This is a genomic window from Bradyrhizobium diazoefficiens (assembly GCF_016612535.1).
Classification (GTDB): domain Bacteria; phylum Pseudomonadota; class Alphaproteobacteria; order Rhizobiales; family Xanthobacteraceae; genus Bradyrhizobium; species Bradyrhizobium diazoefficiens_C.
Map to the genome: position 1 here is coordinate 3,196,692 of NZ_JAENXS010000001.1, position 15,206 is coordinate 3,211,897.

Annotated in this window: 10 protein-coding genes, 2 pseudogenes and 1 other annotated feature; of the genes and pseudogenes, 7 read left to right on the top strand and 5 right to left on the bottom strand. The window is 57.8% G+C overall.

Annotation, left to right across the window (positions count from 1 at the left end; genetic code table 11):
* Nucleotides 1–36 precede the first annotated feature (36 nt).
* Nucleotides 37–1,200, top strand: a complete 1,164-nt coding sequence (locus tag JJE66_RS15135; RefSeq protein ID WP_200515019.1) for a glycoside hydrolase family 88 protein — start codon at nt 37–39, stop codon at nt 1,198–1,200.
* A gap of 433 nt (nt 1,201–1,633) precedes the next feature.
* Here JJE66_RS15135 and JJE66_RS15140 read toward each other — a convergent pair.
* From JJE66_RS15140 to JJE66_RS15150, 3 genes and pseudogenes are all read right to left on the bottom strand, one after another.
* Nucleotides 1,634–1,936, bottom strand: a pseudogene (locus JJE66_RS15140) (integrase core domain-containing protein); the annotation flags it as partial.
* 37 nt (nt 1,937–1,973) lie between these two features.
* Nucleotides 1,974–3,347 (bottom strand): IS30 family transposase, encoded by a 1,374-nt coding sequence (locus JJE66_RS15145; RefSeq protein WP_210349678.1) that lies wholly within the window; start codon nt 3,345–3,347, stop codon nt 1,974–1,976.
* A gap of 46 nt (nt 3,348–3,393) precedes the next feature.
* Nucleotides 3,394–4,328 (bottom strand): annotated as a pseudogene (locus tag JJE66_RS15150) (IS3 family transposase); the annotation flags it as partial.
* Nucleotides 3,928–4,044: a sequence feature (AL1L pseudoknot), on the bottom strand. (Overlaps the previous pseudogene by 117 nt.)
* Nucleotides 4,329–5,157: 829 nt before the next feature.
* Here JJE66_RS15150 and JJE66_RS15155 point away from each other — a divergent pair.
* The 4 genes from JJE66_RS15155 (at nt 5,158) to JJE66_RS15170 (ending at nt 9,603) form a co-directional block, all read left to right on the top strand.
* Complete coding sequence (locus tag JJE66_RS15155; RefSeq protein ID WP_200515021.1) at nt 5,158–6,645, top strand: hypothetical protein; 1,488 nt, start codon at nt 5,158–5,160, stop codon at nt 6,643–6,645.
* A complete protein-coding gene (locus JJE66_RS15160; protein ID WP_200515022.1) occupies nt 6,623–7,303 on the top strand; it encodes an HAD family hydrolase in 681 nt (226 codons plus the stop codon). Before JJE66_RS15155 ends, JJE66_RS15160 begins: the two co-directional genes overlap by 23 nt.
* Before the next feature lie 3 nt (nt 7,304–7,306).
* Complete coding sequence (locus JJE66_RS15165) at nt 7,307–8,212, top strand: NAD(P)-dependent oxidoreductase (RefSeq protein WP_200515023.1); 906 nt, start codon at nt 7,307–7,309, stop codon at nt 8,210–8,212.
* Nucleotides 8,213–8,835: 623 nt separating this feature from the next.
* Nucleotides 8,836–9,603, top strand: coding sequence for an FkbM family methyltransferase (locus JJE66_RS15170; protein ID WP_200515024.1), 768 nt, complete (start codon nt 8,836–8,838; stop codon nt 9,601–9,603).
* A gap of 560 nt (nt 9,604–10,163) precedes the next feature.
* On the opposite strand, the gene JJE66_RS15175 is transcribed toward JJE66_RS15170, so the two are convergent.
* Both JJE66_RS15175 and JJE66_RS15180 read right to left on the bottom strand, forming a co-directional pair.
* Nucleotides 10,164–10,907, bottom strand: a complete 744-nt coding sequence (locus tag JJE66_RS15175) for a hypothetical protein (RefSeq protein WP_246756205.1) — start codon at nt 10,905–10,907, stop codon at nt 10,164–10,166.
* A 545-nt stretch (nt 10,908–11,452) separates the two neighbouring features.
* Nucleotides 11,453–12,448, bottom strand: coding sequence for a LacI family DNA-binding transcriptional regulator (locus tag JJE66_RS15180; RefSeq protein ID WP_200515025.1), 996 nt, complete (start codon nt 12,446–12,448; stop codon nt 11,453–11,455).
* A 318-nt stretch (nt 12,449–12,766) separates the two neighbouring features.
* On the opposite strand from JJE66_RS15180, the gene JJE66_RS15185 reads away from it, so the two are divergent.
* Nucleotides 12,767–13,939: an NADH:flavin oxidoreductase/NADH oxidase gene (locus JJE66_RS15185; RefSeq protein WP_200515026.1), complete on the top strand. Its 1,173-nt coding sequence runs from the start codon at nt 12,767–12,769 to the stop codon at nt 13,937–13,939.
* A gap of 24 nt (nt 13,940–13,963) precedes the next feature.
* Nucleotides 13,964–15,172, top strand: a complete 1,209-nt coding sequence (locus JJE66_RS15190; protein WP_200515027.1) for a M20 family metallopeptidase — start codon at nt 13,964–13,966, stop codon at nt 15,170–15,172.
* The last annotated feature ends 34 nt before the right edge of the window (nt 15,173–15,206 follow it).

Consider the following 15,206-nt stretch of genomic DNA (forward strand, 5'->3'; position numbering starts at 1 on the left):
TAGGGTTAGGCTTCGCCTGGAGCCCTGGAGATTGTCTTGGGAGAAAACATGTCGACAAGCAACTTTATCGTCGCGCGTGAATGCATGCTGGCGCGCATTGCGCAAACGCGGGACGCGGTCACAGTAGGTCTGCCGCACTGGGCCAGCACAGAGGATGGAAAATGGACATCCACGCCCGACGGTGATTGGACCGGCGGCGCCTTCGTCGGCGAACTCTGGCTCGCGCATCTGGCCGATCCAGGACGCTTCCCGCTCTCTGACGCACATGCTGCCCTGGCCCGGATGCTGCCTCGCGCCCAGCGTCGGACGGCATTCAAGGGTTTTGGATTTTACCACGGTGCTGCGCTTGGAAACATCCTCTTCGCCGACGAAGCGGCACGCGATGCCGCGCTCACGGCAGCCAGGTCTCTTGAACAGATGTTCGACCCGAAACTGGGCTTGATCCCGCTCGGTCAGGATGCCGAGGAGGCCAGCGCCGTCGGTTCAGCCGAAAGCAGCATCGACTCCCTCCAGGCCACGGGCCTGCTCTACTGGGCCGCGGACCAGCTCCGTGACTCGCGCATGGAAGAGATCGCCAACGCGCACATGCGGAAGGTTTTGGAGATCCATGTGCGACCCGATAACTCGGTGATCCAATCATCCACGCTCGACCCGCAGACGGGGAAGGTGCGGAGAACGCATACCCACAAGGGATACAGCGATGTTAGCACCTGGGGTCGCGCACAGGCTTGGGCGATGCTCTATACCGCTCATGCGGCCATGGTTCGTCCCGAGGAGCCCTTGTGGCGCGAATTTGCCGCGCGCGTGCTGGACTGGTGGATCGACCACGTTCCCACGGACCTGGTCGCGTACTGGGACTTTGATGATCCAGCAATTCCGAGTGCCAGCAGAGATACTGCGGCCACCGCTATCGCGGCGGCAGCATGTTTGCGGCTTGCGTCCGCACTCCGGCCCAGCGGGGGTGCCAAGTACCGAGACTTCGCGGAACGTACCGTGACGCAGCTGGTCTCGGGATACCTCACGCCCATCGGCTCTGGCGACCAGCGTCCGCCTGGAATACTCACCGGCGGATGCTTCACCCGAAAAGCCGTGGCGCGGGACATCGATGCAGCACAAGACGCAGAACTGATATTCGGGAGCTACTTCCTGTTCGAGTCTCTTATGATCCTCACTGGCCTGGTCACGGCAGGTCGCATCTAGTTCCATTGAACCAGGTCAAAGCGAGAGCGAGTCGCTGATTCGGCCGCGCCTTTGCCATCCGACGCGACGAACGCTTCCCTGATGCGAGGACAGGGAGCCGCGGGAGGCGGAAGTATCCGCGGCGCGCCGGCTGTCACCCACAACTCTGAGCGCCTCGGGCCGCGCATGCTTTCGCCGAGGCTGACATTGATCAAGGTCACGGCCAAGTCAAAAAACAGATTGATTGCGGCCGCTGCTGGTCTAGCCGTTGGCGTCCTAACGACCTTGCTTGCTCTTATCCTCAGATCACTGGATGAGATGCTCCAGCGCGGGAGACGTTCTGACTGTGGCAAATCATAGGGACGTTCGATGCTGGCAGTAAAGCCTTGCGCGCGCGAAGGCAGCACTGGCGGAATGAACCGCCCCGGGTTTGCCGGAGGCCGTTTGGTTTAAGTTACGCCGCCATGGCCGGTTGTTCCAGCATGGCGTAACAGCGTTGTTCGGCTTCGGCCGGCGGAATGTTTCCGATGGGCTCCAGGAGCCTTCGGTTGTTGAACCAGTCAACCCATTCCAGCGTCGCGAACTCGACAGCTTCGAAGCTGCGCCATGGCCCGCGCCGATGGATCACCTCGGCCTTGTAGAGACCGTTGATGGTTTCGGCGAGAGCATTGTCATAGGAATCTCCTACACTGCCGACAGAGGGCTCCACGCCTGCTTCAGCCAGGCGCTCGGTGTATTTGATCGAGACGTATTGGGCGGATTCAAGCGGTCGTCGCAACATCGATTGTGTTCATTCATGGTAGCCACTCGTCAAGCGCCTCCGCTGGCGTTTTCCATCCCAGCGTCTTTCTCGGTCGGGCGTTTAGGGCAGCAGCAACGGCGGTGATCTCTTGGACGCTATGTACGCTGAGGTCAGTGCCTTTGGGGAAGTACTGACGCAGCAGCCCGTTGGTGTTCTCGTTAGTGCCACGCTGCCAAGGACTCTGCGGATCGCAAAAGTAGATCTGCACGCCGGCGTCGATCTTGAGACGATCATGTTGGGCCATTTCGGCCCCTTGGTCCCAGGTCAGCGAACGGCGCAGTTCTTGTGGCAAGGTGGTGATGGTACGAGTAATCGCGTCCCGTACGGCTTCAGCTCCGTGTCCCGCGAGCGCAGGTCCGTTCTTGATGCGCAGAGCTTCGCCGTGCCCCACGAGACGGGGAAGATGGAGCAGCATCGTAAACCGCGTGGTACGCTCGACCAACGTACCAATTGCTGAGCTGCCAAGACCCAGGATGAGATCTCCCTCCCAGTGTCCCGGCACTGCTCGATCGGCTGCTTCGGCGGGCCGTTGACTGATCATGATCTCCGGCGAGACAAAGCCCTTGCCTCGCCTTCTTACGCGCGCTCTAGGTACTCGTAGCACGCGTCCCGTTCGCAAGCAGGCCGTCAGTTCGCGGCGTAGCGCTCCCCGGCCTTGAACGAAGAGGGCCTGATAGATGGCTTCATGGCTGATGCGCATCGTGTCGTCGTCCGGGAAGTCAATCGGCAAGCGTCGCGCAATCTGCTCCGGGCTCCAGGCCTTGGCCCATCGCCGATCTCTTCGCGGGCCATGCCGGCGACCTTTCCACGGAACGACCGGGCCGGGAACGGGAGCGCCGCTCGGTGCCACGACGACGCCGGCAAGTCTCTCCTCCACATAAGTGCGCAAGGTTTTGTTGAGCGCAAGTTTGGTCAGCTTGGGCCGACATGCCGATCGGTCTGCATGCCACTGGGCAGTCGTCGCCCGATACTCCAGCCCGCCGCTTCGGGTAGCCGCGTTGCGTCGTAGTTCACGGGAGATTGTCGAGGCGGACCGACCGAGGCGGCGCCCGATCTCTTGCATGGAGTGGCCCTGCACCTTGAGAAGTGCGATCTCCTCGCGCTCGGCCAACGATAGGTACCGCCCGGAGAGCGGCTTTGCCGAAAACCGGAAAATTGCTGGTGGCATGCCGCCCGCCTTTCGGAACAATCTGTATCCGACAGGCTGCGATACTCCGGCTTCAAGCGCAGCTGCTTCACTGCTCAGCCCCGCGGCAATCCCCCGCCAAAATCTGCCCTGTTCATCACGCCCCGCCACCTGTGGCCGCCCCGGCGATGGCAATGGCGCGCGTCCAGACCGTGCCGATCTCCGTCCTCCAATACTCATCGCAACCTCCAATGTGTGAGTGTTGCGACGACCGCTTGAATCCGCCTTGGCTACCCCTGTCGCTATGGTGCACGAGCCCGCCGCGATGGACCGGCTGCCGATCATGCAGTGCCTGCTCCAGCGCATCGAGCACGAAGCTCGCATGTGCCGTGCGCGAGGCTCGCCAGCCCACGATCCTGCGGGCATAGGCGTCGATGACGAAGGCGACGTAGACGAAGCCGGTCCATGTCGCGACATAGGTGAAGTCGGAGAGCCAGAGAACGTTCGGCCTTGGCGCCTTGAACTGGCGGTTGACGTGATCCAGCGGGCATGGCGCGGCCTTGTCGCTGATCGTGGTTCTGGCGGGCTTGCCGCGGATAACCCCTTGCAAACCCATGTCCCGCATCAGTCGCGACACTGTGCAACGGGCAACATCGAAGCCTTCGCGCTTGAGCTGTCGCCAGATTTTGCGCACGCCATAGACACAGAAGTTCTGATCGAACACGCGCCGGACCTCGATCTTCAGCGCAGCATCCTGCCGAGCGCGAGCGGACAGCCTAGCGGGATCGCGCCGCTTGGCCACATGGGCGTGGTAGGTCGAGGGGGCGATCGGCAAGACCTTGCAGATCGGCTCGACCCCATGCGCCCCACGATGATCATCGATAAAGGCGATCATGGCTTGGACCGGCGGTCGAGCTCCGCCATCGCAAAATACGCGCTCGCCTTGCGCAGGATCTCGTTGGCTTGCCGAAGCTCCCGGTTCTCCCGCTCGAGGGCCTTCAGCTTCTCGGCCATGTCGGTCGGAACGCCGGCCCGCTGACCGCTATCGACCTCGGTCTTCTTGACCCAGTCATGCAGCGTCTGCGGCGTACAGCCGATCTTGGTGGCAATCGACGTCACTGCCGCCCAGCGCGAGGGATGCTCACTCGCGTGATCCAGAACCATCCGAACCGCACGGGCCCGGACCTCGGGTGAAAACTTGTTCGTCGTCTTGCTTGTCATGGCCCCATCCTCTCAGGAGTTGGAGCCTCCGGCAAACCCGGGGCGGTTCAGAAGGCCAACAGCGTCTCCGCAAACACTGCTCTTCAGCTTGGTCAAGCGATCCCGCTTGGCGCATACAAGACGAAGCAATTCCCAGGACGTCGATCCGACAATTTGCATGAGTGCGACGATCCCATTTCTGGGTCGGAAGCCTTTTTGCCCGCGAACTCTCGTCGGTAGCGAGGCGCAAAAAAATCGCTTCGGGCAAGACTGTCTTGTTTAGGTTTGGGAACGGCCAACTGCGATCACACAGAGCGCTAGCTAGCCCGCCGCCGAACTGTTGGTTAGGCCTGGCCCCCAGGCGAGGTGAGGGCGTCACCTTTGCGAATGCGGCGCTCAGCACGGCCCACAAAAACTGGCTCACTGGCGCCCCCAGGATTGGGAGGAACAACATTCAGAGCTTGCTCTTTTCGTACGAATACGAACGCGTCCGGCTTCAGACATTTGTCGGGAGTCGGCCGCGCGAGATCGTCGTTCGCAAACCAAATGATCAAATGTGTTTAGGAACGTCGCACTGGGGGCGCGCACACGAAGCGATCGAGGAAGTGGTATGGCGCTTGCTTAAAAGGAAAGCGAAACCACGTATTCGCTCCCTTGCCGACTAAATACATTCGCCTGCAATGGACCGGTACGTCGCTTCTTGAGCGACGGGAGCCAAGATATGTCCGGCGTAGCTGCTGCGTTTCGATGCTCTTCAAGCACGTCACGGGCGACGGTTTACGATCGGCTCAGGCACATGGTTCCGAAACTTGCACTTCGTGGACAGGCGGGGGTCGGCGTTGCAGCTTTCATGTACGACAAAGGTCCTCGATACGCGAGAGCGCTTCAGCCATCATGTGATGCACTGCGCATTGATTGCAATGAACAGGATTTCAGGCCCCATGTCGCAATCGCCCATATTTGTAGTCGATGCCGCGGCGCCGGCGCCGGCGATCGCAACGCGCAACCAATTCGCCACAATGCGGGTGTCAGTCGCAGTTTGGCCATCTCTCTGGATGGAGCCTTGGTCAATGCCCGTGAACTTAGAGGAGAATTGCTCTCCGAGGGCTATAGGTTAAGCGACAACACGGATGATGAGCTTTTGCTTAAGTGGGTTGAACGCTCTTGTGAAAGAGATTATTGGCGGCACGGCCTGGCCGTCAATTATGAAAAAGTCTTTCGCGACATTGATGATCGTATTGATGGGGCTGTTAGCGCGCTTTTCCTGGACGGAGAGGGAAGTCTAGTTGCCTACCGCAATCGATCGGGTTTGCGTCCGTTGGAAACTATGCAAACAGACGACGGCTTCTTGCTCTTTGCTTCTGAAAATTGTGCCTTTGCCGGTCTGGAAGGCAAGACAGGGCAAATGTTACCGGGCCACATCAAGTATATAGACGGAAAAATGGGAGCTTGCGTTGATCGTTTGGTGAGCTGCGGGCAGCACAAAGCCAAACTTTGCGCTTACGAAACCCTCTACCTGGGAAGCCCGAAGACATCGATCAAAGGCCAATCACATTTCGAAACGCGTTATAACATCGGCGCCGCTCTTGCTGGCCTTGTTGCGAAGCGAGTGCAATCAGAACCAGATTCCGCGCCGATAATCGTTTCGTCAATGCCGCATACTGGGAGGCCGTACGCTGATGGTCTGTTTGAAGCTCTCCCCGAATACGGCGTGCTCGCCCAGCGGCAGGAAGTAGTCGAAACGCAATCTTCTCAGCGAACCCTCATTGGTGCACCCAGCGAGCGGACGTGTACCATTTCTCGAAAGTACCGCGTGTCAGGACCTAATCTTGATCAAGCTACAATAATAATTGTCGACGAGGCCCTCATTCGTGGCGATACCAGCCGGGCTGTCACAAGTATGCTACTTGGCGCTGGGGCTAAAGCCGTACATTGGGCGATTGGTTCGCCCCCTATTGTGGCTCCGAACTACTATGGCATGGGTATCAACACGCTGGATGAGTTGGCATTCTGGCAGATATGGAAGCGACTGGCCCCCGAACACCGCACGGAAAGCCTTCGATTTCACAGAATGCAGATCGAAGTTCTCGGAATCATTGAACATAATGTCGCGGCATCCATCGACGCTGCCACGATCGCGTACCTGCCGTTCGCACTTCTCCTATCGTCGCTGCCCTGCAGGCCAGACAACTTCGATTTGTCGCCGTTTACATTCGAGATGCCCACTCCTGCGGGACAGAAGCGCGCGAATAGAAGCTTGCACCAATTGCTCGCCGGTGTTTCCACCTGGAATCGACGCGCTCTCGAGGTACATCATGAAACCGACCCTCGTCTTTGATTGGAATGGGACGCTGCTCGATGACGCGTCCGCACTGCTCCAAACCACCAATTCCATACTAGATCGCTTTGGGCATGCGGCAATCGACATGAACACCTTTCGCGAACATTGCGACGTTCCTCTGTCTCTTCTTTATCGCAGTCTCGGAATGTCGCGAGACGAGGTCGCAGCGGTAGATCAGGATGGGAGTGCCATCTTTCACGACACCTACGAACCTCTTGCCAGTAGAGCCGATTTGCGCGAGGGCGCGCGCAGAATGTTGGAGCTGGCACGCCAACAAGCGGCTTCCTCTATCATCGTTAGTAACCACATAGTCGATCCTCTGCGCGCCCAATTGAGACGACTTGAAATCGACGGCTACATCGACGATGTGATCGCCTTTGAAAGCCGCGCCAGTCAATATCAATCGATGAGCAAGGGCGATCGGCTTCGTCTATACATGCAGAAGAACAACCTCGAGCCGGCGTCAACCTTCATCATTGGTGATATGCCGGTCGAAATAGATATTGCACGTAATCTCGGCCTCACAAGCATATCCATTACTGGAGGATTTGTTTCGGAATGGCGCCTGCGGGCAGCGCGTCCAGACTACACAGTTAAAAATCATTATGAGCTCTTGCCGATTCTGAAACGGCATGGCTTTTTCCCGGATGCTTAGATCATGGTTGGCCAGGAATCGTCACCCAACGTCCTTCCCGAAACCTCGAAGCTGAGAATAGGCCTCATCGGAACCGGACGCATGGGTACCGGTATGGGCATCAGCCTTTTGCGTCGCCAGATTGAGCTGCACATCAAAGCCAACAAGAATCGCTTCGGTGCGGATCGCTTGACTTGTGCGGGTGCCCTTGAACATCCTTCGATCGCGGATCTGACGCAGCATGTAAGTGCCGTCGTGTTGTCCTTGCCATCCAGTCGGGAAGTTGAGGCAGTGTGCCTTGGTCAAGATGGACTCTTCGTCCATATGCCCCAAGGAGGATTGATCATTGATTGTTCGACTTCCTATCCTGCCTCGACAGTCGCGTTGGCCGAGGAAGCTCAAAGAAGTGGCCTGAGCCTGTTGGATGCACCAGTAACGCGGAGCCCTGAACAAGCAGAGCTAGGCCTTCTCAATGCTATCGTTGGATCGAATGAAGAGCTGTTTCCTGTGGCTAAAGGCATTCTCTCTGGGTTTTGTGAGACGGTTCTTCATGTGGGTGCTGTCGGACAAGGCCACAAGCTCAAGCTTGTTTACAACAGTATGACTATGGGGATAGCTGCTGTAGCCGCGGAGGTGTGCCAATTTGCGCACGGACTTGACATCGATCTCATCACGCTCCGCTCTCTGGTCGGTCGCGGCGCCACTAACAGCGGAATATTTCAAGCCTTTGTGGCCTTCACGTTGGGCGAGAAGCCCGATGCTCTGGCTATCTCGATCGCGAATTCGGCAAAGGATGTTGAGTGCGCTGTGCGCTTGGCGGGGGAGAGCGCGATTCCGGTGCCAGTGTTGACTGCCGCCGCGCACAAATTTAATGTCTCTGTCGTTGCGGGCAAGGGCGAACTCACGCTGCCCCATCTTGCCCTCCCATAAATCTCTTTGTCCTGTGCACAGCGATGGCGAATTGGCTCGAGCCGCGGACCCAGTGCAGAGTGTTCTGATAGGGAGGCGACGCTGGCGCGTCCGCGACCTCGCAACTGGCGCATGTCAGTGTTCGAGAGAAATCGTTGGATCGCTCCTCCGACGGTAGGCATGTGACAGCAATAGCGGCTAATGACGAGGCTTTCACCACACTGGACGGGCCTGCAGCGCGGCGAAAACTGGAGCATCTGAGCATCTGATCTCGGCGCAACGTCTTGCGCAGTCGAGGGTAGCGCCGACAAAAGGGCGGTCGCCTGGGCCGGCAGCCGGTCCGTTTCCTCCGAGTATTCAAGCCTCACGCCAAATTGGCGACCGCGCAACAATACGCGGTCGCGATCGCTTTGCGGCTTTGCGTCAAATGATAAAGGGAAGCGTGAGGCGTCGTTCGCACCAAGATCGCTTATGAAAGCCAATGAGAGAGCTGCCTCGCAACAACTGCAGAAGGCCGCATCGGCACAGTTCGCCGCGGGGTTCGGCTGCGAACGCTCAGGCGGAGGCGCTTTGTCGTGAACCGCGCGCAGTTGCGTAGGCGTTGTCAACTATCAGGATCACCAGTTGTCTCCCCAGATGGGCGCATGCGACAGCTATTTGCATCAGCTGACATGGAGCGCGAGCGTATGTTTTCCGAGTCTGAAAACCAGTGCATAAACCAGGAAATCGATAGGCTCAATCTTCCTAACTCTCGGATCAAACACTTCGCCCCGGTTAGCTACGCACAAGCCGGAGAAGACGTTATTTTGGAAGGACTCTTGGCTGCAAGACTCTACAAAAGCCAGAGATCCTGGGACAGCGTGTTCTATGTCGAGATCGGCGCCAATCACCCCATCTCGACCTCGAATACCTATCTTTTCTATCAACGAGGCGCGAACGGCGTTCTGGTTGAACCCAATCCTGAACTTGGATCGCTGATCCGGACCGCGCGCCCGAGAGACGTTCTTGTGCCGTCCGTTGTCTTGCCGGCTCCGCAGTCGTCTGCGACGCTCTTCATCGGAAACGCTCATGAGTTGTCTTCTTTGGATGAGGCGCATATCAAAAGCTTCGGAAATTTCGAGGGCGTAGGAGGGGTCCGAGATCATATCGAGGTCAGCGCACTCGGTATCAACGAGCTATTGTTCCCTTATGCCAACAAGGTCGATTTCTTGTCGATCGATTGCGAAGGGCTCGATTACGATCTCGTGAAGGCCATTGACTGGGAGCGCATCAAACCCGCTGTCATCCAGTGCGAGCCGAGTGAGCACTTTCTAGAGGGCAACACGGCTCGAATTATCAAGCTGATGGAATGCAGATCATACCGGCTTGCTGCAAAGACTGACATCAACGTTATCTTCGAGCGGTTAGGCTAATGATGCCGCCGCTTTCGAGATCTGTGTAATGTCAAGGCACGCATTCTTCCCCTAAATCAGAGTACCGGAAGCTTTTCGAGGCTCGCTGCGGGGGCTCAGAGCTGCAGCGCACGAAAGGCAGTGAGGGTCGAGCCGTTACCGGTCGGATCATCGTATCCCGTGCAGCGCCCGTCTCTCTGCGAATCGTCGACCATGGCATCTCCAATCATCTCGACAGTGCCAACCGCTGTGCCCCACCCAGCTCACAACCGCGCGATCGAAGATATCCATTGTTTGAATGGCTCTCTATAACACTAGAGACCGTTCGGCGAGACAGTTCGTTTTGGTTCAGCCATCGACCGCAAGAATGGGCGGTAAAATCTCTCGTTCGGAGTCGGCATCGATCGCTACGTACCGCGATATCGTGACGAGTAGATACAAACCTCAAGGTATTCTCGTCAGAGCAAGGCGTGACCATTGCCAGCGTGCCTGATCGCTCGCACCGATGGTGTGCAACCCGAAGAGCCAGCCCTGGGCGCTCCGCGCCGAAATCACTCCCCAACGGGGTCACGGCATCGACCTCAATTCGGGCGGTGGCTCCATCTGTCTCGCTCTACGGCCTGGAGAGGTTTTTCGACATTTCTCAGGATCGCGACGCGGCATTTGTCGAGCAACTCCTTCGTGTATGCGGCGCCGAAATAGTCCAGGAGGAAGGTGCCAGCGTAGCTCAGATCATCAAGGTGGCTGATTATCCTATCGAGCATTGCACCAATTTCTCCAACACGGTCGCGATAGCGTGCGCGGATCACGTTAACGGCGTTCATCGAGTGAATCGCCTCGTCGGCAACCACCTCTCGCAGCCAATGAAGGAAGATGTCGTTGCGAAGTTCGGTATAGAACGGCTTCTCTGCGGCATAGGCATGGCAAGTGCACATCTCATCGAATGCGATCATAACCATCACAGAGAACTCGTCGGTGAGGTGATCATTGATCGCACCGAAATCATGCGGTCGAGCCTCCAATCTCTCTCGGAGGTTCCTCTCGGATCCATTGGCGACAAGTTCAATGATGCGGACAAAGCCATCGGTGTGACGCTCTTCGTCCGCGGCCCAGACAGTAAAAAACGCCCGAGCTTCATCGGTGGCAATCAGATTGCGGACGGATAACTCGGATTTCAAATGCCTGGCGTCATACTCCGTGTACAGGTCAGGCCACAATTTATTCCAACGTGCGCGCACAACCGATGGTTCGGCGCTGAACATCGCCGGCGTAAGAGCATTGAACAATTCTTTTGGACTCCAGTTCCGTCGAAGCGGCGTGATCATCCGATTGCTCCTAAGCGTAAGCGCTACGAGCGGCTCTGTTGACCAGTTGTCCTTCCAAATGTTGGCAAAGAAGTGTGCCACACACAAAACATAGCCGTCGCCTCCTTGTTTTGGTGGGGTACAATTCCGGACGCTGCACCATTCGGCTCGGCCTGAAGTGTTGCCTTGAATGGCCCAGTACGGAATCTTCGAGGGCGCACCGCCGCGCCAATAATGCTCGCGATTCCGGGAAGTTGTGGGGATGACTTCATCAGCTCAGGCCGTCTGACCACGCCTCAGGTCGTGGACCATTTCTATGGGGCGAGTCGATCATATTCGGAAGCGCGCGCACTGTTGGCGCGGCATGGCCAGGTCATGATCGCGCCGCGTACCATGGGTGCTCCTCCAGGCGGCGATCTGTGCCCAAACCGGGCTCTACTGGGGTAACGGTGCCGGACCTGCTGCACCGGGCGCCGTGAAAAAGCGCAAAGCCTGATCGACCTGCTGCCCCCGAAAACACGCGAAGTGCGTCTACCTGCTGCATCCCGACGATAGTCAAAGCAAGGCTAGTGGCTTGGCGGCGCACTCGTTTCGCGCAATATCAAATCCACGTCCACATCTACGTGACGAGGTTTGGAGTTGTTTTCCAGCAATCCAATCAAGGTTTGTGCCGACAGGCGGCCAATCTCATCCGCTGGAATGCGCAGGGTTGTGAGCGATGGGACCAGGTGCGCCGCCAAGTCCAAATCATCGTAGCCCGTGATGGAGAGATCTTGCGGCACCCGGATCTTAAGTCTCAAGCACTCCAGCAGAGCTCCTGTGGCAAGCACGTCGTTCCCGCACAAGATCGCCGTTGGCGGGCTGGAGTTTTCCATCAACTGACGAAGAGCTCGTCCGCTGTCGGCGAGATCGTAGCGGCACTCCACGATATAATCATCGTGGATTTCTATGTTCTTCTGGCGAAACGCAGAGATGAAGCCTTCAACGCGATCCCTTGCACGATCGTTATCAGAAGCAATGCCGCCGATGATGCCGATTCTTCGATGGCCAATCTGTGCCAGATGATCGGCGATTCGCGTCCCGCCGGCCTTGTTGCTCCATCCCACCGTGGACCATTCGCTTTTCGGTTCGTACACACACATCAAAACGAGCGGAATTTGCTTTCGGCGAATCTGATCGAATGCATCTTTCTTGTGCGTTTGCCCGACGAGTATCATGGCATCAACGCCTCGCTCGATTAGCGCGCGAACGCTCTCGAGCTCGCGGGCGAGAGAGTATTCGTGAGTTGCGACGAAGAGAACGAGTCCTTGTTGTTCCAGGCTCTGCTGTAGCGCGGTGACCATCCTGGAATAAATTGCGCCATTGATGGTCGGCACAACCACACCGACGGTTCGCGTGCTTTTGCTCGCCAAGGCGCGAGCTAATCCGTTGGGGATGTATCCCAGAGTCTTAATCGAGGCGCGCACCTTCTCGACAATGTCGGCGCCCACGCGATCCGGCCGATTTATCACGCGAGAAACTGTCGCGAGCGATACCCCGGCGCTTCGCGCGACATCCTCCATCGTTGGGGCGCCAGCCGTCGGCTTCGATCCAGCCCGAGTTCTTCGCTCAGCCAAACGTCTTTCTCCTAACAAATTGAATTTACAATAATTATAGCGATGGAAGCGCATTCACAAGCCCGAGTGGGGCGGTTTTGGCTTAGTCCTCATCCAGGAAAAGTCGCGATCCTTGAGCGTAAAAACCGTTCGTGCGGCGATAAAGCGCATTCATGAATGGACATTTACATGTGCGGACATTGCTTAAAAAAAGGGACTTGACTGTGAAAGCGCTTTCTTGTGAAATCGCATTCACAGATAAACACCCCCTGGAGGATTGCGCTAATGAAGAAATCTCGTTCGCCACTGTTCTCACCTCTCAAGCTGAAAGGTGTGACGTTGCCCAATCGCATCGTCGTATCCCCGATGTGCCTCTATTCAGCAGTCGATGGCTTCGCCAACGACTGGCACTTTGTTCACTACGGGAAGCTGGCAACAGGAGGCTCCGGGCTCGTTCTCGTCGAGGCGACTGGCGTGGAGCCGGAAGGTCGAATTACGCACGGCTGCACCGGTCTCTGGAACGATGCGCAGAAGGAGCCGCTGAAGAGGATCGCGGACTTCATCCGAAAAGAAGGATCTGTGCCTGGAATTCAGCTGGGACATGCCGGCAGAAAGGCAAGCAGCCAGAGGCCTTGGCAAGGAGCGGAAGCTCTCGGTGACGCCGAGGCCGCCAAAGGAGAAGGTCCCTGGCGCATGGTCGCGCCGTCTGCAATTGCGGCGAATCCAAAGCGGGCGGCGCCCGTTGAGCTTGATCGCGAAGAGATGCGTCGCATTGTTGAGTCTTGGGGCTCGGCCGCGAGGCGGGCCAGCGAGTGTGGCTACGATGTCGTGGAAATCCACGGTGCGCACGGCTACTTGATCCACTCCTTCCTGTCCGCCGTCAGCAATCGTCGGACCGACGAATACGGCGGTAGCCTTGAAAACCGCATGCGCTATCCGTTGGAGATCGCAAAGGCTGTTAGGGACAATTGGCCAGCAGACAAGCCGGCGTTCTTCCGAATTTCTGCAATCGACGGCCTTGAGGAAAGCTGGACCATCGAAGACACGTTCGTCTTCTCGGGTCATCTGCGGGAGATGGGTTACGATGTGGTCGACTGCTCTTCGGGCGGCATCGACGCAGAGCGATCCCGTACCGTCGCCACGGCTCTAACTCGCCGGCCTGGTTTCCAGGTTCCCTTCGCCGAGCAGGTCCGTGCGAAGGTGGGCATCATGACCGCGGCCGTAGGATTGATCGTGAACCCCAAGCACGCGGAGTCGATCGTTGCAAACGGGCAGGCGGATCTGGTCTGTCTGGGGCGCGAACTGCTGTTCAATCCGCAGTGGCCGATCCAGGCTGCTGTCGAGCTTGAGGGGCTCGATGCCTACGACATTTGGCCGCCGCAGTACGAGTGGAGCCTTCGCAAGCGAGCCGAATGGATTGCGAAGTACCGAGCGACTGAAGTGCAGGCCGCCGAGTAGCGTTGTCTTGGACGGGACAGTATCATGACTGATATCGCCGACGCCGACGCGCGCCTCCTAAAGTGGTTTGATAATCATCAGGGGGAGATGGTCTCGTTGCTCGAGGAGCTGGTCAACACTGACTCTGGCTCTGCCGACAAAGCGGGCGTCGATAAAGCTGGCTCCGTCCTCATTCGCTTCCTAAACGATGCTGGAATTTCCACCAGCGTTGTTCACGATGAGAAACGTGGTGATGCTATCGTCGCCACGGTTCAGCAATCGGTTGCTTCCAACGAGCAGCCGATTGTGCTCCTGGGACATCGAGATACAGTCTTCGAGAAGGGTGAGGCCTCTCGAAGACCATTTCACGTGCGCGATGGTCGTGCCTTTGGTCCCGGCGTCAATGACATGAAGCCCGGTGTCGTCGTCAATGCGTTCATGCTCGCTGCCTTCAAGGAACTGGGAGGGCTTCGGACGCCGCTCACTGGCCTATTTACCGGTGACGAGGAGATCGCCTCACCGTTCTCTCGTCCGATCATCGAGCGGCATGCCAACGGGGCCGTTGCCGTGTTTAATACTGAGCCGGCTCGACCAAACGGAAACATTGTTACGCGGCGAAAAGGAGCCGTCTTCTCCGTCCTCGAGATCTTTGGCAAGGCGGCTCACTCTGGTGTCAATTTCTTCGACGGCGCGTCCGCGATCAACGAACTCGCCGACAAGATCGTTCGGCTTAAGGGAGTAACCGACGAGCGAAAAGGAATAACTCTGAACGTCGGACTCGTCCGCGGTGGCCAAACCGTCAACACGGTAGCGCCTTACGCCGCCGCTGAAATTGATCTGCGCTTCGTCGAACAACAGGATCGTGCGTCTGCTCTGAGCCGCATTCTGGAGATCACAGAGGATTGCCGAACGGCTGAGACATCTGCAAAGCTGACAATCAAAGGCGAGTTCCTGCCTCTCGAGGAGACAAGCGCCTCCAAAGCTCTGTTCGACATCTACAAAACGGCGGCCGCTCATCTGGGCATCCAAGTAGAGGGCGAACTTACCGGCGGCTGTTCCGACTCTGGATTTGCAAGTGCGCAGGGCGCTCCGACTCTGTGCGGGGTGGGACCGGTCGGGGGGAAATCACACTCGCCGCTGGAGTACGTCGAACTCCCGACGTTGCTCGATCGAGCCAAAGTGCTGGCGCTTGCGATCCATCGGGTCAGCGCCGAGCGATGTCAATGTTCGGGAGCCAACTTCATCCAACACTGATTTGCGCGGCGGACAGTCAATTAGCAGAGGGAGG

Bases quoted from the DNA above. Each gene is read 5' to 3' on its own strand.
- JJE66_RS15145 (WP_210349678.1), bottom strand. From the start codon at position 3,347: ATGAGTATTGGAGGACGGAGATCGGCACGGTCTGGACGCGCGCCATTG.
- JJE66_RS15155 (WP_200515021.1), top strand. From the start codon at position 5,158: ATGTACGACAAAGGTCCTCGATACGCGAGAGCGCTTCAGCCATCATGT.
- JJE66_RS15160 (WP_200515022.1), top strand. From the start codon at position 6,623: ATGAAACCGACCCTCGTCTTTGATTGGAATGGGACGCTGCTCGATGAC.
- JJE66_RS15165 (WP_200515023.1), top strand. From the start codon at position 7,307: ATGGTTGGCCAGGAATCGTCACCCAACGTCCTTCCCGAAACCTCGAAG.
- JJE66_RS15170 (WP_200515024.1), top strand. From the start codon at position 8,836: ATGCGACAGCTATTTGCATCAGCTGACATGGAGCGCGAGCGTATGTTT.
- JJE66_RS15175 (WP_246756205.1), bottom strand. From the start codon at position 10,907: ATGATCACGCCGCTTCGACGGAACTGGAGTCCAAAAGAATTGTTCAAT.
- JJE66_RS15180 (WP_200515025.1), bottom strand. From the start codon at position 12,448: ATGGAGGATGTCGCGCGAAGCGCCGGGGTATCGCTCGCGACAGTTTCT.
- JJE66_RS15185 (WP_200515026.1), top strand. From the start codon at position 12,767: ATGAAGAAATCTCGTTCGCCACTGTTCTCACCTCTCAAGCTGAAAGGT.
- JJE66_RS15190 (WP_200515027.1), top strand. From the start codon at position 13,964: ATGACTGATATCGCCGACGCCGACGCGCGCCTCCTAAAGTGGTTTGAT.